The sequence below is a fragment of the Segatella buccae ATCC 33574 genome (assembly GCF_000184945.1).
GTDB classification, from domain to species: domain Bacteria; phylum Bacteroidota; class Bacteroidia; order Bacteroidales; family Bacteroidaceae; genus Prevotella; species Prevotella buccae.
Genome location: NZ_GL586311.1, coordinates 1,580,015 through 1,603,955, shown reverse-complemented (window position 1 = coordinate 1,603,955; position 23,941 = coordinate 1,580,015). Strand labels below are relative to the sequence as shown.

Annotated in this window: 26 protein-coding genes; 24 read left to right on the top strand and 2 right to left on the bottom strand. The window is 44.1% G+C overall.

Annotated elements, in window-relative coordinates:
• The first annotated feature begins 5 nt into the window (after positions 1 to 5).
• The 8 genes from HMPREF6485_RS06050 (at position 6) to HMPREF6485_RS06015 (ending at position 5,468) form a co-directional block, all read left to right on the top strand.
• Positions 6 to 608, top strand: a complete 603-nt coding sequence (locus HMPREF6485_RS06050; protein WP_004345409.1) for a MerR family transcriptional regulator — start codon at positions 6 to 8, stop codon at positions 606 to 608.
• Complete coding sequence (locus HMPREF6485_RS06045) at positions 605 to 919, top strand: hypothetical protein (RefSeq protein WP_004345408.1); 315 nt, start codon at positions 605 to 607, stop codon at positions 917 to 919. Before HMPREF6485_RS06050 ends, HMPREF6485_RS06045 begins: the two co-directional genes overlap by 4 nt.
• Complete coding sequence (locus tag HMPREF6485_RS06040) at positions 909 to 1,445, top strand: hypothetical protein (RefSeq protein ID WP_004345407.1); 537 nt, start codon at positions 909 to 911, stop codon at positions 1,443 to 1,445. The genes HMPREF6485_RS06045 and HMPREF6485_RS06040 overlap by 11 nt, the downstream gene beginning before the upstream one ends.
• A 51-nt stretch (positions 1,446 to 1,496) precedes the next feature.
• Positions 1,497 to 1,838 carry a hypothetical protein gene (locus HMPREF6485_RS06035; protein WP_004345406.1) on the top strand — a complete coding sequence of 114 codons (342 nt, stop codon included), beginning with the start codon at positions 1,497 to 1,499 and terminating at the stop codon, positions 1,836 to 1,838.
• 3 nt (positions 1,839 to 1,841) lie between these two features.
• On the top strand, positions 1,842 to 3,437 hold the full coding sequence (locus HMPREF6485_RS06030) for a DNA cytosine methyltransferase (protein ID WP_004345405.1): 1,596 nt from the start codon (positions 1,842 to 1,844) through the stop codon (positions 3,435 to 3,437).
• Between the two features lie 39 nt (positions 3,438 to 3,476).
• The gene (locus HMPREF6485_RS06025; protein ID WP_004345404.1) at positions 3,477 to 3,929 is read left to right on the top strand and encodes a hypothetical protein; all 453 of its coding nucleotides are present in this window, start codon (positions 3,477 to 3,479) and stop codon (positions 3,927 to 3,929) included.
• Positions 3,930 to 4,318: 389 nt separating this feature from the next.
• Complete coding sequence (locus HMPREF6485_RS06020) at positions 4,319 to 5,098, top strand: ParA family protein (protein WP_004345403.1); 780 nt, start codon at positions 4,319 to 4,321, stop codon at positions 5,096 to 5,098.
• Positions 5,099 to 5,108: 10 nt separating this feature from the next.
• Positions 5,109 to 5,468, top strand: a complete 360-nt coding sequence (locus HMPREF6485_RS06015; protein WP_004345402.1) for a hypothetical protein — start codon at positions 5,109 to 5,111, stop codon at positions 5,466 to 5,468.
• 115 nt (positions 5,469 to 5,583) lie between these two features.
• Here HMPREF6485_RS06015 and HMPREF6485_RS06010 read toward each other — a convergent pair whose 3' ends face one another.
• The gene (locus HMPREF6485_RS06010) at positions 5,584 to 6,612 is read right to left on the bottom strand and encodes a toprim domain-containing protein (RefSeq protein ID WP_004345401.1); all 1,029 of its coding nucleotides are present in this window, start codon (positions 6,610 to 6,612) and stop codon (positions 5,584 to 5,586) included.
• Between the two features lie 100 nt (positions 6,613 to 6,712).
• Positions 6,713 to 7,198, bottom strand: coding sequence for a hypothetical protein (locus HMPREF6485_RS06005; protein WP_232209187.1), 486 nt, complete (start codon positions 7,196 to 7,198; stop codon positions 6,713 to 6,715).
• Positions 7,199 to 7,987: 789 nt separating this feature from the next.
• Between HMPREF6485_RS06005 and HMPREF6485_RS06000 the strand changes: the two genes are divergently transcribed.
• From HMPREF6485_RS06000 to HMPREF6485_RS05925, 16 genes are all read left to right on the top strand, one after another.
• Positions 7,988 to 8,515, top strand: coding sequence for a hypothetical protein (locus HMPREF6485_RS06000; protein WP_004345395.1), 528 nt, complete (start codon positions 7,988 to 7,990; stop codon positions 8,513 to 8,515).
• A 3-nt stretch (positions 8,516 to 8,518) separates the two neighbouring features.
• Complete coding sequence (locus HMPREF6485_RS05995) at positions 8,519 to 8,875, top strand: DUF4134 family protein (protein ID WP_004345392.1); 357 nt, start codon at positions 8,519 to 8,521, stop codon at positions 8,873 to 8,875.
• A 51-nt stretch (positions 8,876 to 8,926) separates the two neighbouring features.
• Positions 8,927 to 9,316, top strand: coding sequence for a DUF4134 domain-containing protein (locus tag HMPREF6485_RS05990; protein ID WP_004345390.1), 390 nt, complete (start codon positions 8,927 to 8,929; stop codon positions 9,314 to 9,316).
• 10 nt (positions 9,317 to 9,326) lie between these two features.
• Positions 9,327 to 9,623 (top strand): DUF4133 domain-containing protein, encoded by a 297-nt coding sequence (locus tag HMPREF6485_RS05985; RefSeq protein ID WP_004345388.1) that lies wholly within the window; start codon positions 9,327 to 9,329, stop codon positions 9,621 to 9,623.
• A gap of 33 nt (positions 9,624 to 9,656) precedes the next feature.
• Positions 9,657 to 12,572: a TraG/VirB4 family ATPase gene (locus HMPREF6485_RS05980; protein WP_004345386.1), complete on the top strand. Its 2,916-nt coding sequence runs from the start codon at positions 9,657 to 9,659 to the stop codon at positions 12,570 to 12,572.
• Positions 12,573 to 12,585: 13 nt separating this feature from the next.
• The gene (locus HMPREF6485_RS05975; RefSeq protein WP_004345384.1) at positions 12,586 to 15,219 is read left to right on the top strand and encodes a coiled-coil domain-containing protein; all 2,634 of its coding nucleotides are present in this window, start codon (positions 12,586 to 12,588) and stop codon (positions 15,217 to 15,219) included.
• A gap of 171 nt (positions 15,220 to 15,390) precedes the next feature.
• Positions 15,391 to 16,068 carry a hypothetical protein gene (locus HMPREF6485_RS05970; RefSeq protein WP_248622245.1) on the top strand — a complete coding sequence of 226 codons (678 nt, stop codon included), beginning with the start codon at positions 15,391 to 15,393 and terminating at the stop codon, positions 16,066 to 16,068.
• On the top strand, positions 16,061 to 16,840 hold the full coding sequence (locus HMPREF6485_RS05965) for a DUF5045 domain-containing protein (RefSeq protein WP_004345374.1): 780 nt from the start codon (positions 16,061 to 16,063) through the stop codon (positions 16,838 to 16,840). The genes HMPREF6485_RS05970 and HMPREF6485_RS05965 overlap by 8 nt, the downstream gene beginning before the upstream one ends.
• A 52-nt stretch (positions 16,841 to 16,892) precedes the next feature.
• Positions 16,893 to 18,077: a hypothetical protein gene (locus tag HMPREF6485_RS05960; RefSeq protein WP_004345372.1), complete on the top strand. Its 1,185-nt coding sequence runs from the start codon at positions 16,893 to 16,895 to the stop codon at positions 18,075 to 18,077.
• A gap of 12 nt (positions 18,078 to 18,089) precedes the next feature.
• Positions 18,090 to 18,707 (top strand): conjugative transposon protein TraK, encoded by a 618-nt coding sequence (traK, locus tag HMPREF6485_RS05955; protein ID WP_004345370.1) that lies wholly within the window; start codon positions 18,090 to 18,092, stop codon positions 18,705 to 18,707.
• A gap of 20 nt (positions 18,708 to 18,727) precedes the next feature.
• On the top strand, positions 18,728 to 19,051 hold the full coding sequence (locus HMPREF6485_RS05950) for a hypothetical protein (protein ID WP_004345368.1): 324 nt from the start codon (positions 18,728 to 18,730) through the stop codon (positions 19,049 to 19,051).
• Positions 19,052 to 19,187: 136 nt separating this feature from the next.
• Positions 19,188 to 20,375, top strand: a complete 1,188-nt coding sequence (locus tag HMPREF6485_RS05945; RefSeq protein WP_248622243.1) for a conjugative transposon protein TraM — start codon at positions 19,188 to 19,190, stop codon at positions 20,373 to 20,375.
• Between the two features lie 25 nt (positions 20,376 to 20,400).
• Positions 20,401 to 21,249, top strand: coding sequence for a conjugative transposon protein TraN (traN, locus tag HMPREF6485_RS05940; protein ID WP_004345365.1), 849 nt, complete (start codon positions 20,401 to 20,403; stop codon positions 21,247 to 21,249).
• Positions 21,250 to 21,454: 205 nt separating this feature from the next.
• Positions 21,455 to 21,796 carry a hypothetical protein gene (locus tag HMPREF6485_RS14355; RefSeq protein WP_248622241.1) on the top strand — a complete coding sequence of 114 codons (342 nt, stop codon included), beginning with the start codon at positions 21,455 to 21,457 and terminating at the stop codon, positions 21,794 to 21,796.
• Positions 21,797 to 21,808: 12 nt separating this feature from the next.
• Positions 21,809 to 22,582 carry a hypothetical protein gene (locus HMPREF6485_RS05930; protein ID WP_004345362.1) on the top strand — a complete coding sequence of 258 codons (774 nt, stop codon included), beginning with the start codon at positions 21,809 to 21,811 and terminating at the stop codon, positions 22,580 to 22,582.
• Positions 22,583 to 22,596: 14 nt separating this feature from the next.
• Positions 22,597 to 23,934, top strand: coding sequence for a hypothetical protein (locus HMPREF6485_RS05925; RefSeq protein WP_004345361.1), 1,338 nt, complete (start codon positions 22,597 to 22,599; stop codon positions 23,932 to 23,934).
• Positions 23,935 to 23,941: the final 7 nt, after the last annotated feature.

Here is a 23,941-nt window from a genome sequence, read left to right as displayed (position 1 = left end):
AGAAAATGAAACATATATATCTTTTTATAGGTGCTGCCATTATTACCTACCTCTTAATATCGCTGGCAACATTGGATTTGATGTGGTGTGTGCACAACACTCCTTGGATATGGATAGCGGTAATACCACTCTTTCTATTCTTATATTTCTTCGTATTCATGTGCTTTCATGAAGAAATGGGATTTAGGGAAGATCGCGCAATGCAGCAGACTCTCGCGGTAGCCAAAGCCAACAAGCTGATAGAAAAGTTGCAAGAGCAACTTCCAAATATGTTCCAAGGATTGGTTGATATGTCAATGGCAGAGATTAGAGACAGTCTTAGAGCGGTGAATGAAGAGCAAGCTCGCAAAGTTGCTACCCTTTCAACTGATATTTACAACGTGCTGGAACGACGTCAAAAACTTCTCGACCTGGAACGTAAGGTCAAGCAACATAAAGGACAGCCTATGCTCTTGACAAAAAGAGAAACAGCATCCTTGTTACTTGTTGATTATTCTACCCTTAGAAAATGGGCAAGGAAAGGATTTCTTGTCCCCACAAGGATTACTCCCCACCGTGAGTTATATCGTTATAGTGATGTTCTAAAAATATTGGAGGGCAAGGTATGAAACATTTGCTTTATTTCATACTCGCTGTACTCATTGTATATTTGATAGGTTCACTGCTAATGGCAGATTTCTTGTGGATATTACATACTGGTTTCTTAGGATGGATAGGTGCCATTTTTATTATTCTGTGGTTTTTCCTGCAAATTGAGAAAGAGTATGATGGATGGAATATAGAAGAGGAAGAAGTAGATTCATGGAATGAAGAAGATGAAAGCGATGACCAATACATTTCCAAGAAAGAAGCCCGGAAAATAGCAGAGGATGTCTGTAAAGAAATGTTTAACATAAAAGAAAACAAATATGATAAATAGCCCAATCCTTGATACCTGTTGCGGAGGTAAGATGTTTTACTTCGATAAGCATGATGACAGGGTTCTGTTTCAGGACATAAGGAAGATGGAGACAACATTATGTGACGGAAGGCACTTCGAGGTCAACCCCGATGTTCAGGCCGACTTCACAAACATGCCATACCCAGACAATAGCTTCCGCATGGTTGTTTTTGACCCTCCACACTTACTAAGAAGTATTGAGAACTGTAAGACATGCGATATATATAATGAACCAAGTCCAAAGAACAAGGTAACAGGCTACCAAATGATAAAGTATGGTGCTCTTGGCAATGCAGACTGGAAAGAAGTCTTGCGAAAAGGCTTTGCAGAATGCTTTCGAGTATTAATGCCTGGAGGATTCTTAATATTCAAATGGAATGAAACAGACATCAAGGTATCCGAAATATTGAAACTTACCTCGGAGACGCCTATTTTTGGGCATCCATCGGGCAAACGTTCCAATACTCATTGGATTTGTTTCATGAAAGAAGATTGCAATAAATAAAAATAGCCACACAACGGCATCGACTTATGCTAATCAAATAGCATTTAAATTATGAAAGCAAAACTTAGAAAGACAGGTGAGGTGGTAGAGTTAAGGCAATACTACTGTGATGGTACGGCAATGGATATTAATGGGAAGTTGTATCATCAAGGTGATATATCTGAATTGTTTGAAGACACCAATTCTAAAGGATTAGAATACGAGTTTGAGCAATTAGGTAGGACAAAGAAATGCAAGTTCATATCGCAGCATGTAGATTTGGCTTCTCCTGAAGCTATTGCCAAGTATGTAAAAGGGTATCTTTTTGACGTACTTAAAGATGTTGGTGATGATGAGTATATCGCCACATATCTTCGGAATAAAGGTTATAAGGTAGAGGGTAATATAGAATAGCAAATGGAAAACATCAAATTACTCTATATAGACTTGTTCTGCGGAGCCGGTGGAACTTCCACCGGTGTTGAACATGCAAAGTTAGATGGAACAAAGTGTGCGAGGGTTGTCGCCTGTGTCAACCATGATGCGAATGCAATCGCATCACATCAAGCAAACCACCCCGACACATTACACTTCACCGAGGATATTCGCACACTTGACCTTACTGCCCTTACAGCTCACTTGAACCGAATGAGGATGAAATACCCATCGGCTTTAGTTGTCCTATGGGCTTCACTTGAATGCACCAACTTCAGCAAGGCCAAAGGTGGTCAACCACGCGATGCAGACAGCCGGACGCTTGCAGAGCACCTTTTCCGTTATATCGAGCAGCTGGATCCTGACTATATACAGATTGAGAATGTGGAAGAGTTCATGAGCTGGGGTGATATGGACGATAAAGGACACCCTATTTCAAAGTTAAAGGGATGCAGCTATGTTCGTTGGACAAATAAAGTTATCTCTTACGGCTATCATTATGATTGGCGTTTGCTGAATGCCGCCGATTTCGGCGCATATACCTCACGCAAGAGGTTTTTCGGTCAATTCGCGAAGAAAGGCCTCCCCATAGCTTTTCCTGTTCCAACATTCTCGAAGAATGGTGACAGTGGCATGTTTCATGCCTACAAGAAATGGAAGCCTGTTCGTGAAGTGCTTGACATGGATGATACCGGCCAAAGCATCTTTGACAGGAAGAAGCCACTATGCGAGAAAACCTTGAAGCGAATTTACGCAGGCCTAATCAAATTCGTCGCCGGTGGAAGGGAAACGTTTCTTGTTAAGTATAATTCAATGAACCAGACAGGAAAATACACAGCTCCTGGAATTGACGAGCCTTGCCCAACTGTCGCTTGCCAAAACCGTCTGGGGATTGCCAATGTCAGCTTCATGTCCAAGGCGTTCAGTGGAGATCCGTATTCCAAGAACCAATCGATAGACATTCCTGCCGGAACTGTCACCACTAAGGATCACCATTTCTTTGTTACTGCTTACTATGGTAATGGAGGGAACCATTCTGTTGAATCGCCATGCCCTACGCTTACCACAAAAGACAGGCTGGGATTGGTTTCAAGTCGTTTTTTGGCAAATGAATACTCCTCTGGTGGTCAACTTTCCAGCATTGATGCACCTTGCCCTGCAGTGTTGACAACACCGAAGCAAAAGGTAGTTGACTGCTTCTTGATGAACCCACAGTTCAACTCTGCAGGTGGAGATATCAATAAGCCGTGCTTCACTTTGATTGCCCGGATGGATAAGATGCCCCCTTACCTTATCTCCACAGAAAAAGGTATCGGTATAAGGATATTTGAAACGGACAGTGAAATGACTTGCAAGATAAAGGAGTTCATGGCCATGTATGGAATCATAGACATCAAGATGCGCATGTTGAATATAAATGAGCTGAAACGCATCATGGGTTTCCCTGACAATTATATCCTTGTAGGGACACAGGCCGAACAGAAGAAGTATATCGGCAATGCCGTTGAAGTTAACATGAGCAGGGTACTCTGCGAGTCGCTTTGCGCAGCTCTTATTTCCAAGGCAATAGCAATATAGAACTAACATTCGAAAGATAAGACAACCAAAAGAATAGATATGAAAAGAACTATTTTCACACATTACTTAAAAAAATATGCAAAAACCATTCAGGGAAAATCCGACAACCAATTAAGAGGATACATGGATGGTTATATCAAAGCTTTGGAAGTTGTCGAAGGCAAGCTTCCTGAGCTTGACCCCCAGACAGTTGACCAAGATTTTCAATTCGAGGCCTACAAGTATTTTTTTGAAGAAATACAACATATGGTTAATCTGGAAGCTTGTGTCGTAAAGGATGTAGAGAAGTTTGTTAAAACTTACAAAGTCCCTACCGTAGGTGTCAAAGAATTGTCCACAAGGGAATGCTTGGATATTCTCTACGAAGTTGAAGATTACTTTTGGGGAGACCGTAGTGGTTTTGATAAGATAATGCACGCTCAAATGGTATTCGCAAAGGAACTCCGTAAGAGAATAGCAGCACTACAACCAAATATTAAAACTCAAAAATAGATCGTTTATGAATCCGGAATGTAAACTTTCCTCTTCAGGAGTCAACCAATCGCAATCAGGTAAAACTTTTTATTATGTTGCCACATGCCTATTGCTCTTGCTGATGGTCAATAAGCCATACAAAACCTCTGCAAAGGGTTTCCGTCTATATCTACGACAGTGCAGGAGAGTCAGCAAGCTGCTCCTTGCTCAAATACTTTGTGGAATCTTCAAGTTAATAGATAAATGTATAAAATCCCGTTATAATAAATAATTTGGCGTAAAAATTTTGCGAAATAAAATATGTTATGTATCTTTGTAGGCGTATAGCTGTATATACGGCTATACGTATATAAATCAATAAAGGAATACGATAATACGTATATATAAAAAAATATAAATCAAACGGTATGGAAAAGCAAGCAAAAATTATCTCATTTGCCAACCACAAAGGAGGGGTTGGCAAGACTACCACTACTGCCAGTGTAGGTTCTATCCTTGCCTCTATGGGAAACAAGGTGTTGTTGGTGGACATGGATGCCCAAAGCAATCTTACTACCTCCCTGTTAAAAGATAATCAAGTTGATCAGACCATCTATGATGCTCTTTCCGCCTCTTGCAGGGGTACGGCTTACAGCCTGGCAATCTATCCGATAGCAGAAAATCTTGACATCGTTCCATCTTCATTGCGTCTTGCATCTGCCGACCTTGAACTATCTTCTGTCATGGCGAGAGAACACATCCTTACAGACATATTACAGGAAAAGAAGGCTGATTATGACTACATCTTAATAGATTGTCCCCCATCTTTGGGGCTTCTTACTCTTAACGCAGTTACAGCATCAGATTTGGTTGTCATACCTCTGCTTGCAGAAGTACTGCCTTTCCAGGGTCTTACTATGATCAGCGATTTTGTCAGAATGGTAAAGCAGAAGCTAAATCCAAAGATTGAGATTACCGGTATTCTCCTCACTCGTTGGGAAAAATCCAATTTGAGCAGACAGATCGAGGATGGTCTTAGGGCCAAGCTTGGCGATAAAGTGTTCCAAACCAAGATCCGAAAGAACATCAAGATTGCCGAAGCTCCTCTGGAAGCTGTCAATATTGTTGACTATGATCCGAAGAGCAACGGAGCTGCTGATTACAAGGCTTTCGTAGGAGAACTTTTAGACAGGACAAAGAACCTATAAATTTACATTTATGAGCAAAGGTATTAACAAAAACTCCATGAGCAGTCTTTTGGAAGGACTTACTTCTGTCAGGAGTACAACTCCGGAAGATAATCACCAGCCAAATCCAAGCTCCAATTCAAAGGAGAAAGTAACATCCATCCCAGGGGATAAACCGATATCTAAAGGTGGTTCAAAGGAAAGAATATGTACCTCCGTCGATAAGAACGTCATGAATAAGATACGTACCATATCAGAAACAGAGGGTATTCAAATCAATGAACTTATTACCTTAGGTCTTGACATGGTTATATCTAAATATGAAGAGACGCATGGGGCGGTGCGACCTAAAAAGATTAACAAAGGCAATATAGACAACATCTTTCGCTAAGGATGGAAGTCTATACTATCATCTTTACACACATAAAAAGGAAGAGTAATCAGGAATGGTCACTCGTCCTTTTTGCTTTATGCAAGCAGAAATACTGGAATACATAATATGGAATTTATGGTCTTTCACTATTCAGGATAGTAGCTAATTGTTCTGCGGTGTGCCCCAAACGGAAGAAATCACTGATGTCCTTTTCCGATTTTTCACCTAAAAGAGGAAGCAGGACTCTTCTTACACTATATTTTCCAGTATATTCCTGTACTCGCTTTTTTGACTCACTTTGTCCTGTTGCATCCATATCATAGAGGATAACAATTGTCCGGAACCTTCCGGCAAGTTGTTGCATAAGACTGTCAGGAAGCTTGGCAGTCTCGCTATTCAGGCATATCGCATGGAACCCATGTGCTGCCAGCGACATGACATCTTTCTCCCCGCCGGTGATGAAGACATATTCGCCTTGTGGCGGTAGCTGTTCCCAACCGAAAATGTATGGTCTCGGAAGGACACCAGCATAGAGAAATCTGTTTTTGGAGCAAGGAGAATAAATCTTGATACCATCATTGTTATTAAAGAGGTATCCAAAAGTCGGATACTTTGGTGTGCCATAAACCGTAAACTCCTTTCCATTCTCTTTTGACATTCTGCACGACGAAAGGCTTGCAACATGATAGCGTCCCAGCGTATCCTGATCAATTCCATAACGCTGCCAAAAACACAGTTCCTCCATGGTAAAAGGCTTTTCCTTGTATTGGAATGAAAGTGTGGAGGAAGTCTCCGGCTTCTGTCTCTTTACAAGTCGTTTATAGATGATTTCTGTTTGTGGAAATGGATTATTGAACAATCCCAGGCAAAGCTCTTTGTCTATCACCTTCAGGATATCCTTAAATGCAGTCTTTACATTCATATTGCACAGTCTGGCCACAATGGCAAAGCAGTTGCCACAGAAGCTGCTATCGCCAAAATCCTGTAAATAATACTCCACTTGTCCGTATGTGTTTTTATTCGCATACAGATGGCATGACGGGCGGCTGTCCTCCCTGAAAGGATTTTTAAAGATTCTCTTCAGGCATACATCGCCTAAGTAATGTGTAAACACATCCAGTCCACCACCAGTCAGATAAAGTATTTGTTGTCTTTCGTTCATTTTTTCTTGTTGGAATGTTAGTTGATCATATTGCCCGTCAAGCCGATAGCACAGCTAAAAATGTAATACAGTGAATGAGATTGTAGTCTACGGTGAGCTGTTAATCCTCATTGTCCCAGTCAATCAGTCCGATAGCATAATGATGCGTATCAAAGTAGTAGCTCATGGAATGCAGTTTTATTTCCTCATACAAGCTACCCTGATATGTCACCACGGCTTCGTCTTCTCCAAGAGCGCAAATAGCGTCATACACCTCTCGACGTTCTTTCAGAAAATTCTCTACATCATCGAAGTTGTCGAAATCTGATATGATTTCCTGCACTTCGTTCTCGTAATAATTATTGGCATCATCGGCTGTAAACAACAGATAGTCGTCACCATAGTCCTCGGCTGTGCGAGTAAAAGGATCGTATGCCCGATTACCTGTTCTATACCAAAGACTCCAACCATCGCGTTTGTGGAAGATCTCAATACAGAGATTATGCTGTTCTGCATATTCACGTGCTTCTTCCATAGAGTCAAAGCCGATGATGGCCTTTTTCAGATAGCGTGGATAACCATTACGCTCCGATGTCGTTTCAATCAACTCAAGGTCAGCTTTTGCCGCCAAATCAATAAAATCAAACTGTGTCATATCATTTCCCCGTCATGCCGGTAGGTCAGCTTTAATTGTTTATGATTTAATATTTTATTCTGGGCCTCCTGATTCTCAACCTTTTTATAGGTTTTTCGTTTCTTCGACCCGAACTTTTTTTTATCATTCCGGTGTAACCGTCATCTCGAACCTTTTATGTGCAAGGTGAAATCGTGGGCGTTAAGGGAACCTAAGGCAAACAATTGGCCGGTAAAAGTTTTCAGGAAACCGTAATCTATGATTTCGGAGGGTCATGAAAAGTTTTCCGCCAATAAGGAGTATTCCGGTGTTTGCCGTGTTCCCTGCCTGCGATACCTTTGCAAAATAAAAGTCGAAGATGACTACAAGCGGATGAAAAGTGAGGTCGAAATCAGAAACGGAAATGGAAAGATAGATATAAGTGAATGTAAAACAAGCACCGCAGGTAAGTCAGGTATATGTATTGTCCTCCATGCGTATATATGTATTGTTGTATATACGCCAATATGTATATACGGTAATAAGTATATAAGAATGATATAGGAATAACAAGATAAGAGGAGCAGCCCCCATGACTCATCTAATTTACTCGTTTTAGCAAAAATCGGGATAATTCATAATTTTAAAGTCCCGAATTTTAACACAAAAAGGCCGTAAATCCGCCTAAAACATTTTGAAAATGTTAATATAAGAGTTTCTTTTTTTTAAGGCTGTCTTTCTGATATTAAGTCATTTATTTTGTAGCCAATAAATAAAAAGAATATGGGATCATTCGGTATATACGCAATCGTAGTGACATTCATCTTTGTTATCTATTATGTAGTCATGATCTGCCTGGATTTGTTCGGCCCGAAAGGAGAGAAGAAAGAAAGTGTAGAAGTTATTCGCGCCAGCGTGCCTATTAACAATGCGGATGCCACACCAGCAGTCTCACCTGTCAGAATCAGTGAGACCGGTGAAGGCAAGTATCAGATAGAACGCCCCGGTGAAGAAGAACCGGAGAAATACGGACATGAGACAGAAGAAGCATCTTACAATAAGGCCAGTGAAGGTGCGGAGACTTCTCAATTTGATCAGAATCCTCTTACGGCTGAAGATATTGCAGCGTCCGACGCCGAGGAATTGGCCATGCAGGCAAAAGCCAAGGCAGACTCGATAAAGCAGAACTTCAACAGTGTGTCTCCGGACATTCAGGGAGCTGTGTATGTAGACGAGTTCGTTGAAGATTATGCAGCCGCCTATTTGAAAGCCAAGAGAGAAGACGAGCAGGCAGAACAATTTAGTTTCTAAGTTATGAAGACATTCAAATCCAAGACATATTTGCTGTTGTCGGCATTACTGTTGCTCACGCAACCCGTCATGGCCACCTGTGGTACGACGGATTACAGTGGCAATTCAGGCCGGTTATATAATATGGTGGTATTCATCTTGACATGCTGTACAGCCGTATTGTATCTGCTTTATGCCATAGCAGCCCTTTTATCCATATACAGCGCGACGAGCATCTATATCAAGATGCAGGCAGGGGAAGAAGGATTTACGAAAAGCATCATTATTTTGGTCGGCAGCTGCCTTTTCCTGCTTATAGCGACTATCGTCCTTCCAGCCTTCTTTGGTTTCCAGTTCGGCGTGACCGACAGACTTTGGTAATTGTTTTATTACATATTATTTATTAATTATTTATTTAAAAAATCAAAGACAATGAATCAGACTTTGTCAGTAATGGTAAGCGGAGCCAAGAGCTTTTGTATCTCCGCAAGTAAGAAAATCAAGGCCGTAGTGATGGACCCCCGCTTTGTAGCAGTTATGCTGTTGCTGGTCGTTTGCACGGTAGCAGCAGATGCCCAGAGCATGGACTCCGGTGCACAGGCAATCGGTAAGGCAACTGATGCGCTGAAGAAGTACATCCCTGTTATAACGAAGTTGTGCTACGTCATTGCAGGTATTGTTGCCATTCTCGGTGCCATCTCCGTTTACGTCAAGATGAACAACGAGGAGCAGGATGTCAAGAAGAGCATCATGATGATTGTTGGTGCCTGCATCTTCTTCGTGGCGGCAGCCCAGGCATTGCCACTGTTCTTCGGACTCTAAGACGAGGAATATGGCAACAGTCAAAAGCGACTATCCCGATTACCCGGTATTCAAGGGGCTTCAAAAGCCTCTTGAATTTCTGGGGCTTCGAGGAAGATACATTGTATGGGCCGCTGTCACCGTTGGCGGAGGTCTGTTGTCATTCTTGATTGGCTATGTGATTTTCAGTTTTCTTGTTGCATTAGCGTTGCTGACAATTTTTCTGTCAATAGGAGGAGTCTCCATTTTTGTCAAGCAACATAAAGGTCTCCATTCCAAGAAATCCCCGAAAGGTATCTACATTTTCAGCCATTCAAGACATTATTAGAATATTCATATTGATTGTAAGCAAAACAAATTCATGATTACCCTAATCGTCATATTAGTCTTTACCTCCATCTTGTTGGGAATATACATTTCCATCAAAGCCTTCGGTACTGGCAGCAAACGCGCCAAGGTGTTTGAAGACATCTACTTCAGCTTTGAGGATGTCAATGAGATCGGTGTGGTCTACACAAAGAAAGGCGATTATTCAGCCATCCTTAAGATGGACAATCCCGTCAGGAAGTACTCTGCTGATACGGACGGTTATTACGAGTTCACTTCCCTTTTGGCATCCGTCCTACAAGTGTTAGGTGAAGGATATGCCATTCACAAACAGGATATTTTCGTCCGTAAGAACTTCAATATGTCGAGCATCGCAGGAAAGGACACCGATGTGAGAAAGCATTTTCTTTCCGATGCCTATTTCAAGTTCTTCAACGGTCGTCCCTATATAGATTCTGAAACCTATCTCACCATCTCCCAACGTGGTCGAAATGGCGGTTTGAAGGCATACGATGCCGACAAGTGGCGCGATTTCCAAGTCAAGATACAGAAAGTCCATGACCGTCTGAAGAGCGAGAACATCAACTGTCGCTTTCTCACTGGTGACGAATGTCAGGAATATACCGAGCGTTTCTTTGCTGTTGATTTCAATAACGAGGTTGTTTCTATGAATGACTTCAAGGTGGAGTCCGAGAAGATCGGCATGGGCGATGACCAGTTGAAAATCTACAGCCTCTTGGATGTAGATGATCCCGGTCTTCCCGGCACCCTTCGCCCTTATGCCGACATCAATGTCAACAACTCCGTCATGCCGCAGGATCTGCTTTCCGACCTTAGCACACTCCCTGATGTAGACACGCTTATTTACAATCAGGTCATCTTTCTTCCCAATCAGAAGCGGGAGATCTTAAAGTTGGAGAAAAAGAAGAACCGTCACGCTTCCATTCCCAATCCGAATAATCAGATTGCCGTTGAAGACATCAATAACGTCCTTAATGAAGTAGCTCGTGACGGCAAGCAGTTTGTTTATGCACATTATAATCTTATCGTAAAGACCTCGGCAGACAGAAACCTGCAAAAGATCACCAACTGTTTGGAGAACCTTTTGGCAAGATACAGCATGCACCTGTCAAAGCGTGCCTATAACCAATTGGAGTTGTTCGTTGCCAGCTTCCCCGGCAACTGCTATGAACTCAATGCCGACTACGACCGTTTCCTGACACTTTCCGACCCTGCACTCTGCCTTATGTATAAGGAGCGTCAACAGAAAGGGGATGACACGAACCTGAAATGTTACTACACAGACAGGCAAGGCGTACCGATGCCTGTTGACGTGTCAGGCAAGGAAGGAAAGATTAGATATACCGACAACTCCAATTTCTTTGTCCTTGGCCCTTCCGGCAGTGGCAAGTCCTTTTTCATGAATACCGTCATGCGGCAGTACTACGAGCAGGATACCGATATTGTCATTGTAGATACCGGCGACAGCTACGAAGGTCTTTGCAGCTATTTCGAGGGCATATACATCACCTATTCAAAGGAACACCCCATCTCGATGAACCCTTTCAAGATAGAGAAAGCCGAGTATGAGCAGAACTTCCAGGCAAAAAAGGACTTCCTTAGGAATATCATCTTCCTGATCTTCAAGGGAAACGGCGAGCCCACAAAGCTCGAAGAAACCATCATCAACCAAACCCTCATAGAATACTTCGAAGAGTATTTCACCCCATTTGAAGGCTTTACCGAAGAGCAGCGCGACAACATGCGCCATGTCATGGAGCTTGAAGACAAACGTACCGGCAAGTATGAGGAATACGAACAGGAGCTGGAAAAACGTTACGGAGTATCTGATGATATTGACGATATAGAAGAAGATGATGACGATGAAAGGAAGAAACAGCGCGACCTCCGTCTCCGTGACAAGCTGCAAGCCGTCATCGACGATTCCGCCGCTACTGAAGGAGAAAAAGACAATGCGAAGAGCCAGCTGCTCCGTCGCCTTACTCCCGAACTCATAGAGAGTAAGTATCTTCAGCGGATCAACAGGAAAATCGACAAGATAGAACGCCAGCGTAAGAAGATGAGGGTTACGGAACTCAACTTCAACACCTATTATGAGTTCGCCATTGAGCGTATTCCTCAAATCATGAAGCAGGATCAGGTTAAATTTGCCATCAACGAGTTTGCCACGATCCTAAAGCCGTTCTATAAGGGAGGGGAGATGGAATACACACTCAACAACGAAATGGATTCCTCCCTGTTCAATGAGAAGTTCATCGTATTCGAAATTGACAAAATAAAAGAGAATCCCGTCCTTTTCCCTATTGTCGTGTTGATCATCATGGATGTCTTCACACAGAAGATGCTCTTAAAGGAAGGCCGGAAATGCCTGGTCATAGAAGAAGCATGGAAAGCCATTGCCACCCCTGTCATGGCCACCTATATACAGTATCTATACAAGACAGCCCGTAAACACTGGGCCATGGTCGGCGTGGTAACGCAAGAAATACAGGACGTTACCGAGTCCAAGATTGTTAAGGAAGCCATCATCAACAACTCCGGCGTGTTCATGCTACTTGACCAGAGCAAGTTCAAGGACAAATTCGATAATATCAAAAAGACCTTGGCTCTGACCGACATCGACTGCAAGAAGATTTTCACCATCAACCGCTTGGAGAATAAGGAAGGCCGTTCCCCATTCAAGGAAGTGTTCATCAAACGTGGTCAGGAAGGCGATGTGTACGGCATTGAAGAACCGCCGGAGTGTTACATGAGTTACACGACGGAGAAGGTAGAGAAACTTGCCCTGAAACTCTACAAGAAGATTCTCCAATGTGATCATCAACACGCCATTGAAGCCTTCGTGCGTGATTGGAAACGCTCCGGAATCAAGAGTTCCTTGGAATTTGCACGGAAAGTACTGAAAGAAAGAAAAGTGTTAGACAATTAAACTCATCAATCATATGCGTCGTTTCATCGCTATCATCCTTTTGATCCTCTCGGTGACATCCATGTCAGCGCAGTCGTATCATGCCATCAACATTGATGCGAAGACCGTGGCAGCCATGACCGCCGCATATGCGATAGAGGAAGAGACAGAACGGAAGACAGCCTCTGATGTAGACTCCATCTTAGGACACTACACCAAGGCCAGCCTTTCCACAGCCGGCATCTACCTGTCAAAGTTGAAAGACAGGAACGCCATGCGTGAAGTCGGAGTTTTCGGCAGCGATGAGAACTACTATTACCAACGCATCCTCTATTTGGTGAAGGACGGCATCATGCCCAAGCTCATTGTCGTTGCAGCCAAGATGGTCAAACAACCCGACAATGCCCTCTATTGGGGGCCATACCTGTTCAAGACCACCAAGAATGTCGAGCAGCTCTGCAAGCAGTTTGAACTTGTCGTTACTAATGGAAAATTGTCGTTCAAGGATGTAACTTTCTTAGTTATCAACGAGAAGCTGCAAAAAGTCTTTGACTTGGCCCAGCTTGGCAATGTCAACTGGAAAGAACTCTTGGAGAAAGTCGGAGATTTCAACATCAAAGCAGCCAAGGAGGATATCAAGAACGACATCGGCAAACTCGGAGGTGTACTTGCGACCGCAGGAAAAGGTGCTGTGGACAGCAATATGAGGGACTTCTCCGCCATTGGCAGGATCTTCAAATCCAAGCCAAGTGAGATTTACCAGTTATATCAGACTTTTCGGAGCAAATATGAAAGCATCCGCAATGCCGGAAATGTCAAGGCCATTTTGATGAGTGTCATCGGTTCGAATAGTGCAGATGCCGTTTCACGTCTGTTCCAAGTAGACAATTACAGCATCACGGGTTATGTGAGCAACTATATCAAGGAGTTGCAAGGCCAGCACTACAAGCAACGCTGGTATATCTATTCAGAGGATAAAGGTCAGAAAGTGGTTGCTACCTACCATCCCTCCCATCCTTCGAATACGAACAACAGCGATCATTGGGACAACTGGCTCTTTAAGGAGAATTATATGAGGACCGGTACGCCAGACTATCCCACGCTCACCACTTCTGAATACAATCAGTTGAAGGCTGCTGCAGAAAGTGCCACTGGCTGGAGTCCTACACGAAAAGGTGAATATGAAAGGAACAATCCCGGCCATACAATAACCCTAAAATACGAAACAGCCTCCTACACTTATTCATATGATAAAAAGGGAGGTACTTTCAGCCATTCAAAACATTGGCGAGGCAAACACTGGACAGTGTATATGACGGTGACAGACTCATGGAACATCAAACACGAGGTGCATGAAGAGATTTTCGATTCCGAGTCTATGGACGAAGAAACATTCAGAAAGCGTATGGAGAGCCAACTCAAATACTACAACAGCTTGGAGAGCGACAAAGCCGCTTCCCAACGCGTTGTGTATAAGTTAGGCTTCGATGCCAGGAAATACTACACCATAGCAGACGAGAACAAGATGAAAGGCTGCAACTCCGTAGTGTTTTTAGCCAAGTGCGACGATGGTGCAACCCTTGCAGAGGGGTCATTTAATTGGAAAGAGAATGGAAATCAGGGAAGTCATTTGGAAGACCCCAAATCGAAGAATTTCGCTTTGGACTATACACAGGTGAGCACGAATGGGGCCAACGAGCTACAGCAGAAAAAGAAAGGCTGTCAGGACGAGATTAAGAGCCTTGAAAATCAGATTCGCTCCATGGACAAACAGATGAGTTCATTGGTCTCCCAGATGAACCAAGCCAAGATGGCCCACGATAACAACAAGGTTGCCGCGCTCCGTGCACAATATGACGCTATCAGCAACAACCAAGCTGCATTGAAACGTCAGCTTTCGCAGGTTCAATCCAACTTGGCGCAGATAGACAACGCCATAGCGGAATACTATAAAGATCTTAGTGAAGATAATGGCGGTCCTTACCGAATCAATTCCAATATGAGAGAGTTGGAGAGTCTGTTCCAGCTTTCCTGGCAAGATGCCGGAGAATGGGTTAACGGCGATGGCCAATACATCTTTGTCCGTCATGCCTATTGCGCACAGGTAAAGAGCCAGGTGACCTATACGGCAGTCTTGAAGCTCCAATCGAAGCCCAAGCATTTCCTTGGCATCCGCATCCACCGTGCCATATTGAGTGTCGATTACAAGCTCTCTGCCGCCTATTCAGCAGAGAATGTCATAGAGACGATGAATCTTGATATGAGTCTGTCCGAAAAAGAGCGTGCCGCGAAAGTCAACGAGCGTCAGAAACAGTTGATGGAAGACATGCCGGACTGTTCCATCACGGTGAGATACAACTATGCCAAGAATATGCCTAATGAGGAAGGTTCAGATGCCATCCATCTGCTTTGGGCAAGCGACCGGTTAGATGTGGCAAGGGATGTGGAATATCAGCTTAGCGTCATCTATTCCCAGTTAGTTCTTTTGGAAAAGGTCATGAATGACCGCCAGACTATCAAAGATTTCCTGACTAACCAACTGTTGAATCCCATTACGAGAAAGTCCCGTGGCACTATTGCCGAATACGCCTTAGGGCGATGGACGGACGCAAGTGACAAAGCCAAGAAAGCTTCTTCAAGCCCCACTTCTCAAAAAGCAAAGCCATAGGCAGCAATTAAGACATTAACATAGATAACAGCAGACATGAACAAATGGATATACATATCGTTGATGAGCCTATGCCTTCTCTTCGTTCCAAGAGAAACCAAGGCAATAGACATTCCTACTGACCCTGTCTCTTTGGAGGCCATGATCAGTAATCACAAGACGGTTAAGGCCATGTTAGAGCTACGTGCTCTCGCAGAGGAAGGTGTGCGTGCCTATCATAAGAAGAGTATGAAGACAATGGAAGACTATACTTCGGTTAACAAGAAGTTGGACAGATACAGGAAGTGTTTCGACATCATTGACCTCATTCTGAACAGTACTGCAACAGGCTTTCATGCTTACAACAGCTTTGGCAACTGCAAAAGAAATCTTTCCGCCTATTACAAACTCCTGGATACATATAGGAAAGAAATACTCCTGCATGGGGCAGTCTGGTCAAGCGACACCATCATCATTAATGCCAGCCAGCGAGCCGTCGAAGGAGTCTACAAAGGCGTTTTGCAGTTAAGGAAATCTTACATCGAACTGTCCGAGCTCGTATCGGGTGTGAGGAACTGTACCACGTCGGACTTGATGATCATTTTAGGTGACATCAACGGTTCCATTGACGAGATAGACGGCAGCATCAGGCATTCCTACATGGAATTGTGGGCATATATGACCGTGAGGATGGGATTTTGGAAGAAAGAGTTCTTCATGGCAAGGACTGTCAAGGAAATTGCCACTGATGCTTTGGGACGATGGCTTGGCAACTCCGTCCAGGCATTTCAATGTTTGGAGCAACACAGGTCATTCCAGCACGCCCCATTGGGTGGTGGCGGTATCATAGGAGGAAGACACTATGACTAAATTCAAAAGAATACATATCCTGCTTAGGAACAGGATTACGCTCTTGATAGGACTGCAGGCAACAGTTCTTCCGGCTTTCAGCCAAGGTTATGTGCAAGTCACGAAAAACCATGAGGAGTACATCATGCAGCAGTTCACCACAATGGAAACCGGTGCAGGGGCTTTGACCCCACGCTACTATTACAACGCATTCCACAAGAAATATCAAAGGACAGCCAATGCAGAGAATAAGCAGATTTTCCGTCTTCACATGAAAGCCCGTGTGGCAGACGAAAAGGTCTATTCCGACAGCATCAAAGCCTTGACCTCCCGTCGTGCCAAGGTGGAAGCACAGAATATCGTTGACCGCAGTCCCATGACCGATATGGCATGGACGGTCGAGAAAGGCAAGATAGAGGGCAAGTTGGACATCTTTCAGAAGAACATCAATAAAATCATGCCCTACGGTGGAACGGCAGAAGACTATCGTCAGTGGAAGAACATCTATAACTGCCTTCAAACCGCCATCAAGATTACCCGTGAGTCCTATCAGGACTTAGGACGCAGGAAAAAGGAGTACATGGCCATCTATAGGGATGTGGTCAGGCGTAATTACCAACTTACCAAGCAGCTGCTCGCTTGGAACAGCGTAAAATCCGCAAAGGAAATGCAGAAGAACAGCAAGTCTCCCCAGCGACTTTCATCTATCAACACGGTAGCTTTCAATGCCCTGAACCGTTGGAAAGTGGCGATGGCCGTAGATGGTTTTTCCAGCAAGAACTACAAAAAGTAGAAGATAATAAAGTATAAAACAAAATATAAGCTAACAAGTAAGAAAATCAATTATGGCATTCAGTTCCTTATTATTACAAGCACAGCCATCAGGTTCGCTTCAAGGATTGTCGAATACGATTTCCGACTTATCCCAGACTATTGGAGTTGATCTGTTTGAGGAAGACATCGACAACGTTGTCTTTCAGACCAATGAGTTTTTATGTAATCCAGATTTTATCGGGACACAAGGTCCGTTCTGGTGGATACTTCAAATGAGCATGGCATTAGGAGCCTTGTTCTCTATTATCGTAGGAGCCAGCATGGCTTACAAAATGATGGTTAAGGGTGAAGCCGTCGATGTATTCAAGATACTCAAAGTAATGGGTATTGCGCTCATCATGATTTTTTGGTATCCCCCCAGCATGACCGGTATGGGCAGTGGCAATGGCAGCATCTTGGATGCCTTAGCCTATATACCCAACTGTATAGGAAGCTACACCCACGACCTCTATGAGGCAGAAGCCGTGCAGGTCAGTGAAAAATACAACGAATTGATGCCGTTGCTGCAGAAACGCGATACGATGTATCAAAAGGCATCTGAAGTGGAAGCGGCAGAAAGTTTTGTTAGTCATCCAACAAGTATGGATATAATATCAGAAGTAACTGGAGGTTCTGCAGCATCTATTGAGAGTTCAAAAGAAGCTATGAGAGCCAAAAAGTCATCAGTCTTTGCCGGTCTCATCATTGGCTTTGATAAGATAGTAATGTTTCTTGCGCTGGTACTGTATCGGGTCGGCTGGTGGGCCACCATATTCTGTCAGCAGATATTATTGGGCATGCTGACTATCTTCGGCCCTATCCAATGGGCGTTTTCCGTTCTTCCTAAATGGGAAGGAGCATGGGCTAAGTGGCTCATCCGTTACCTGACAGTCCATTTCTATGGAGCCATGCTCTATTTCGTAGGTTTCTATGTGCTGCTGCTGTTTGACATTGTTATCAGTGTTCAGGTAGAAAATCTTACCGCCATTACATCATCTACTGGTACAATTAACGGCTATATACAAAATGCCTTCCTGACTTGTGGCTATCTCCTTGCAGCTTCCGTGGTTGCTTTGAGATGCCTGAACTTGGTTCCAGACCTTGCCGCATGGATGATCCCTGAAGGCGACACCGCCTTCTCTACCCGCAACTTTGGTGAAGGGGTGGCATCCTCCGTCAAGTCAAGTGCCATGTCTGTTATGCCCCGAATACATTAAAATGACAATGCTATGGCTGTATTAAAGAAATTAGAAAACAAGATAAAGTTGGTGTTGATTATTACCAGCCTGTTTTTGATAGGTTGTGTCGTTATCAGCCTTGGGAGCCTTTTTGTTGCCAGAGGCATGGTCGCTGATGCCCATAAGAAGATTTATGTCCTTGATGGCACCGTGCCCATTCTTGTCAAACAGACTACCATGGACGAGACTTTTGAAGTGGAAGCAAAGAGCCATGTGGAGATGTTCCATAATCTCTTCTTTACATTGGCTCCCGATGACAAGTATATTGATTATACCATCAAGAAAGCCATGTACCTTATAGACGAGTCCGGTCTTGCGCAGTACAACGCCTTGAAGGAAAAAGGCTTTTATAACAATATCATCGGAACGAGTACGATATGCAGCATTTTCTGTGACTCCATCAAGTTAGACAAACAGAAGATGACCTTTACCTACTATGGCCGCCAACGCATTGAGCGTCGTACAAGTATCTTGATGCGTCAGCTCATTACCGCCGGAAGCCTAAGGAGGGTTCCGCGCACTGAGAACAATCCTCACGGTTTTATCATCTTTGGCTGGAGGACGCTTGTCAATAAGGATCTCTCCGAGAATCAGAAAACCAATTTCTAACATTAAAGTATTGAACATTTATGGGACTGAAGAAAATCATTATGGGCGAACCTATGCCAGACAAGAACGACCCGAAATATAAGGAGCGTTATGAAAGAGAAGTGGAAGCCGGTAAACAGTTTGCAGACAAGAGCGGTTTGAGTTGGCTGGCCATGAAGATACAGACGTTGGCCAACCGCCATCGTGTAGGTTTCCTCGTTACCGTATTCGGTATTGTGATAGGTTGTTTTGCCATTAATATCTTCAATATGGTACGTAGCTACAACGCTTCTAAGACTCACCGATCTACTGCCGTAGAGCAGGTAGATTCCGCATTACATCAAAGACGTATCATAAATAGATAGTAAAATGGATGTAAAGAAAATTAATTTCAAAGACCGAAAATATGTCTTTCCCGCAATTCTATACCCGTTGATTTTGTTTGTGGGATATTTCATTATTGATACTGTAAATACTGATGTGTCCGATAATGACCCTCGTTTGAAAACAACGGATTATTTGAATTCCGACCTCCCCGCAGCCAATACAGACAGTGTATTGGGTGGCAAGTTGGACAATGCCGAGCGTGAGTACGGACAAATCAATGACCTTTCTGGTGTCGAGAATGTCGAGAACGACCGAGACTCGGTTAACAAGAAGGAGGATTACAGTTCACAATACAGCGACAGGGAGGCTGAAATGGTGCGAAGGCAGCAGGAACGGCAACGTGCGCAGCAGGAAGAACAGCGTAGGATACGAGAGATGCAAGATCGTGTCCGCCAAGGTAATGCCCACTCTCGCAGTTCCTCGCCAACCGATAATTTTGTCGCTCCTGTCAACGACTCCGAGATTGCACGTCTTGACCGTAGGAGAAGACAGCGTGAGATGGAGAATATAAATGAAGATCTCAATGGTGTCGCTTTCGGTTCCCCTTCACGTCGTGTCAGATATGGCAATGAAGACAGTTATGGGGGTGATGGCGAATATGGTCTGCCCGTAGCCGGCTCTCAGAACGGTGCTAACAACCTATCTTACGGAAATAACGGCTCTTTGGCTTCTTCCAGAACGGAAGATAATGTTCGTGGAGCGGGAGAACAGCCGGAGGGAGTACCTGAAAAGGTAGTCAAGAAAAGAAAGACTTCTTCTGACTATTTCAATACCATTTCCTCTTCTTCCACAGAAGAGTCCAAGCTCATTAAAGCCATCATAGACGAGGATGTGAAAGCACAGGAGGGCAGCCGTGTGCGCCTTCGCTTGTTGGATGATGTAGAAATTGGCGATATGACCGTCAAGAGAGGGACTTATCTCTATGCCCAGATGTCAGGTTTCGGGCATCAGCGAGTGAAAGGAACCGTGCAAAGCATTTTCAGCAAAGAAGAGATTATCCGCGTCAGCCTTTCCATCTATGACACGGACGGTCAGGAAGGGCTTTATGTTCCATTGTCCTCCTTTAAAGAGACCGGCAAGGAAATTCTTGGTTCAGCTACGCAGGGCGGAACGAACATCGTAGACAACACCACCTCTTCAACAGGTGTCAAGGGTTGGGCCAGCCAAGCTGTACAGAATGCCTCGCAGCAGGTGATGAATGCCGTAGGCAAAGTCATTCGCAGGAACAGGGTGAAGCTGAAGTATGGCACGCTCGTTTATCTGATAGACGGAAGCCAGCAAGAGAAGAGACAAAGAAAGTAAAACGCTAACAAGAAAAATAAAAGACATGAAAATTTTTAAGAAGAAAATCATTGCAGTCTTGGTAATGTGTACCTCTGTTCTAAGTGCACATGCACAAAAGACTTATTCTGACATGGAAGTGTTGACGGTAAACGAAAAAGTTTCTACCATTGTCACGGCTTCCGAACCAATACGGCTGGTCGATATATCTACCGATTCTGTGATAGGTGATAAGCCTTTGGATAATGTGATACGTATAAAGCCCGTGTCTGGCAATCATGAAGATGGTGATGTATTGGGTATTGTTACAATTATCACCGAGCGTTACAGGGTTCAATATGCGCTCATCTATACACACCGTCTTGAAGAAGCCGTTTCAGATAAAGAAGTGGAGCTTGTGGAACGCAATGCTTTTCATAATCCTGAAATAAGTATGTCTACTATCGACATGGCTTCTTATTGCATGAAAGTCTGGAACACTCCGGCCAAATACCGAAGTACATTCACCAAAAAGGATAAGATGATTATGCGTTTAAATAATATCTATGTTGTCGGCGAGTACTTCTTCATTGATTTCTCCGTGGAGAACAAAACGAATCTGCCATTTGATATAGACGAATTGCGTGTAAAGCTCCAGGATAAGAAGCAGGAAAAGTCTACCAATGTACAGATTATTGAATTGAAACCTGCATTTATTCTTGACCGCTCTGTAAAGTTCAGAAAAGGTTATCGTAATGTGATAGTCCTGAAGAAGATGACATTCCCCAATGATAAGGTACTTACATTGGAGTTGTCAGAGAAACAGATTAGCGGTCGGGCCATTTCACTGAATTTGGATTATGAGGATGTATTAAGTGCCGATTCTTTCGACACGTTACTTTTGAAAGAACAATAAGAAAGGGGGCGTTATGAAAATCCATAAAGAGTTTTTCCATTTTCTGTCTTCAAGGGCAATAGTTTTTTTTCTTTTCAGTCTGTTTGGCGTCTCTGCTATGGGGCAGGGACATGGTAACCATTTAATGGTTGGCATAGGGGCATCCTACCCGAAAGGATTTGAAGCTACACTGGCATATGAGCATGAAATGAACTATCACAACGCAATGGAGTATTTTGCGAACTACTACATTCAGTATGAGACCGACCCTGAAGCAGGTTATGTCACCAAGAAATCTTTTTGGCACAGTTACAACATTTGGAATGTCGGTTTTGCCTATAAGCCCTGCGTGACACGTGGCCGTAACCATCATGGCAACATCAGAATCGGTGTGAGTGGCGGCAGTGACTTGCACAAGTTTGTCGGTGTTGGGTCGCTTGGCTACGAACATACTTTCAATCTCTATAATGGCTGGAGTGTTTTCTTTCAGGTAAAGGAAGATGTGACGATGCGAGGCAAGGATTTATTCCGTACCGGTGGAGCCATCGGCGTTAAGATTCCATTATAAACAAAGATAGATATGAACATATACAAAATGCTTATGGCGATTATGCGTGTGATAAGACTTTCTCGCAGGATCATGCGTGTCTCTTATAGAGTACGCCACCAGTCTTCACATAAGAGATTTCGCCACAAAAACAGAGCAGTATGGGGACTTGCCGTATTGGTTGTTCTCATGGCTTTTAGTTCATGTGACGATTATCAGCCTGCCGACAATGCAATCCATGTAGGATATATCTTGTGTGAGAACCATAGTTGTATGGATCCGGAGACCTACTTTTCTCAAACTACCCATAAGGCCGTGGGGGTTGTTTTTGCAGAACAGACGGAAGACCATCCGCTCATGGCAGTCATGTTGAAAGAGCTTAATGAAGTCTTCTGTGATTCTGTTGGCCTTCCCAACGGAACGAGCGGCAGCCTTACCGCTTTTGACGGCTCTGCCAATACACGAGCCATGCAGAAGAGTTATAATGCCGGGACAAAGAAAGGCAGCCCGCTGGCCATGAAGCTCTTTACTTTCCATGCTGGTGGTCAGAGTGACTTCTTACCCAGCGTTGCGGAACAGCGTCTACTGAATGTCTCTGCCAGAAGCATCAATCCCGTCATAGAAAGATTAGGTGGCACGCCGATAGCTTTAGATGGAGACTGTTGGTATTGGACTTCCACTGAAGTAAGCGAAAATAGCGGTTTACAAGCATGGCTTTGCTCCTCTGCCAACGGTGGTATCATAGAGACCCCGAAGACGGAAAGCCATAAGGCACGTGCGATCGTTCAAATAAAATATTCTAACTAAAAATACAGAAGATTATGGGCTGGATGAAAGAACTTGGTAAAGCAGCCGCCAAAGTTGCAGAAAAGCCGCTTGCCAAGGTAGGAGTTAAGTTTGCAGAGAAATCAGCGGAAAGTGCTGAAAAATCTGTCGGTAGGGCTTTGGCCAATGCAGCTATGAAGGAAGGGCGTTATGCCAGCAAGGCCAACTATACCAAGTGGATAGAGTCCATGGGAGGCAAGGCGACCAAGGTGGAGTCAGGTTTTAAGAGTTGGGAAAAAAGCCTGCCCCAATTCAAGACCGGTTTCAAGTCAGCCGAGCATATCGGATCTAAAACCGCTCAAAAGACAGAACGAATCATGGTCGATGGCACCAAGGCAACCGGACAGGGTGTTGTCCATTCTACAAAAGCAGCTGAAAAGGTTGCTGAAGAGACCGCGAAAAAAGCAGCCCTTATCAATAAGGAGACACTTAAGAATGCGACAAAGGTTGGTTGGCGCGAAGGTGGAAAGGTAATCAATAAGACAGCCGGATGGGCAGGTCAATATGCAAAATATTCGGCAAACCACCCTGTGGCAAGCCTTATTCTTTCTTCCGTTGCCTACCGCCAGCTGACAGGACGCACCCTGCTACCGGACATGATGAAGTCCTTAGGCGGTGAGGATGCTGCCAAAAAAGGTCTTGTCGGTGTTCTTGGAGAAACGACATTGGGCAAGAAAGTGGACGGTCAAGGAAACGAGGTCGGCATGGTCGCAAATCTGACGGATGTCCTTTTCGGTGATGGCACTTATGGGAAGGTCAGTTCCGGGGTAGGTTCCGTTGCAGGTGAAGCTGCCGGGGTATATCAAGGCGTTAAAGGCGGCGTTTCCTCTGTCTTGGGTGAAGGGGCTCATCTCTACGAGACAGGTAAAGAGCAGATTGGTCAGTATTTTTCGGGTAATGGTATGGTATCGAACGGCAACGGAGGTTACTATGATCCCACGACTCCCCAATATCCGTCAACATCCCAAATAATGGGCTCGGGAATGACACAAGGTGTTCCACAACAAGGAGGACTTACAGGTACGATGGTGAACGGTGTACATTCCATTGCCAATGAACTTACGGGAGGCAATGTCTCAAAGATGAATTTAGCATCCCTGGCACTTTCATCTTACATGATGTTCGGGCCTTTTGGTTGGCTTGGCAAGATGGCCAGTCTGATGTTGGGCGGTATGACCATGCGCAACATCAACCATCGACAATCGGAGAGCCAGCCTATGCAGCAGATGCAACGTTATGCTGCCGCACCAGCTGTATCAGCAGGACAGTCTGTATCACAGGTAGATTTTTCAGTATCGGAAGAGCCGGTGGTGCGACGCTCTCGTGGAATATGAAGTTAAA

Coding starts and splice junctions, on each gene's coding strand:
- HMPREF6485_RS14355 (WP_248622241.1), top strand. CDS start 21,455: ATGGAGTATTTTGCGAACTACTACATTCAGTATGAGACCGACCCTGAA.
- HMPREF6485_RS05980 (WP_004345386.1), top strand. CDS start 9,657: ATGATTACCCTAATCGTCATATTAGTCTTTACCTCCATCTTGTTGGGA.
- traN (WP_004345365.1), top strand. CDS start 20,401: ATGAAAATTTTTAAGAAGAAAATCATTGCAGTCTTGGTAATGTGTACC.
- HMPREF6485_RS06020 (WP_004345403.1), top strand. CDS start 4,319: ATGGAAAAGCAAGCAAAAATTATCTCATTTGCCAACCACAAAGGAGGG.
- HMPREF6485_RS06050 (WP_004345409.1), top strand. CDS start 6: ATGAAACATATATATCTTTTTATAGGTGCTGCCATTATTACCTACCTC.
- HMPREF6485_RS05970 (WP_248622245.1), top strand. CDS start 15,391: ATGTTAGAGCTACGTGCTCTCGCAGAGGAAGGTGTGCGTGCCTATCAT.
- HMPREF6485_RS06030 (WP_004345405.1), top strand. CDS start 1,842: ATGGAAAACATCAAATTACTCTATATAGACTTGTTCTGCGGAGCCGGT.
- HMPREF6485_RS05960 (WP_004345372.1), top strand. CDS start 16,893: ATGGCATTCAGTTCCTTATTATTACAAGCACAGCCATCAGGTTCGCTT.
- HMPREF6485_RS05995 (WP_004345392.1), top strand. CDS start 8,519: ATGAAGACATTCAAATCCAAGACATATTTGCTGTTGTCGGCATTACTG.
- HMPREF6485_RS05950 (WP_004345368.1), top strand. CDS start 18,728: ATGGGACTGAAGAAAATCATTATGGGCGAACCTATGCCAGACAAGAAC.
- HMPREF6485_RS05930 (WP_004345362.1), top strand. CDS start 21,809: ATGAACATATACAAAATGCTTATGGCGATTATGCGTGTGATAAGACTT.
- HMPREF6485_RS06000 (WP_004345395.1), top strand. CDS start 7,988: ATGGGATCATTCGGTATATACGCAATCGTAGTGACATTCATCTTTGTT.
- HMPREF6485_RS06025 (WP_004345404.1), top strand. CDS start 3,477: ATGAAAAGAACTATTTTCACACATTACTTAAAAAAATATGCAAAAACC.
- HMPREF6485_RS05975 (WP_004345384.1), top strand. CDS start 12,586: ATGCGTCGTTTCATCGCTATCATCCTTTTGATCCTCTCGGTGACATCC.
- HMPREF6485_RS06010 (WP_004345401.1), bottom strand. CDS start 6,612: ATGAACGAAAGACAACAAATACTTTATCTGACTGGTGGTGGACTGGAT.
- HMPREF6485_RS06045 (WP_004345408.1), top strand. CDS start 605: ATGAAACATTTGCTTTATTTCATACTCGCTGTACTCATTGTATATTTG.
- HMPREF6485_RS06015 (WP_004345402.1), top strand. CDS start 5,109: ATGAGCAAAGGTATTAACAAAAACTCCATGAGCAGTCTTTTGGAAGGA.
- HMPREF6485_RS05925 (WP_004345361.1), top strand. CDS start 22,597: ATGGGCTGGATGAAAGAACTTGGTAAAGCAGCCGCCAAAGTTGCAGAA.
- traK (WP_004345370.1), top strand. CDS start 18,090: ATGGCTGTATTAAAGAAATTAGAAAACAAGATAAAGTTGGTGTTGATT.
- HMPREF6485_RS05965 (WP_004345374.1), top strand. CDS start 16,061: ATGACTAAATTCAAAAGAATACATATCCTGCTTAGGAACAGGATTACG.
- HMPREF6485_RS06035 (WP_004345406.1), top strand. CDS start 1,497: ATGAAAGCAAAACTTAGAAAGACAGGTGAGGTGGTAGAGTTAAGGCAA.
- HMPREF6485_RS06040 (WP_004345407.1), top strand. CDS start 909: ATGATAAATAGCCCAATCCTTGATACCTGTTGCGGAGGTAAGATGTTT.
- HMPREF6485_RS05990 (WP_004345390.1), top strand. CDS start 8,927: ATGAATCAGACTTTGTCAGTAATGGTAAGCGGAGCCAAGAGCTTTTGT.
- HMPREF6485_RS05985 (WP_004345388.1), top strand. CDS start 9,327: ATGGCAACAGTCAAAAGCGACTATCCCGATTACCCGGTATTCAAGGGG.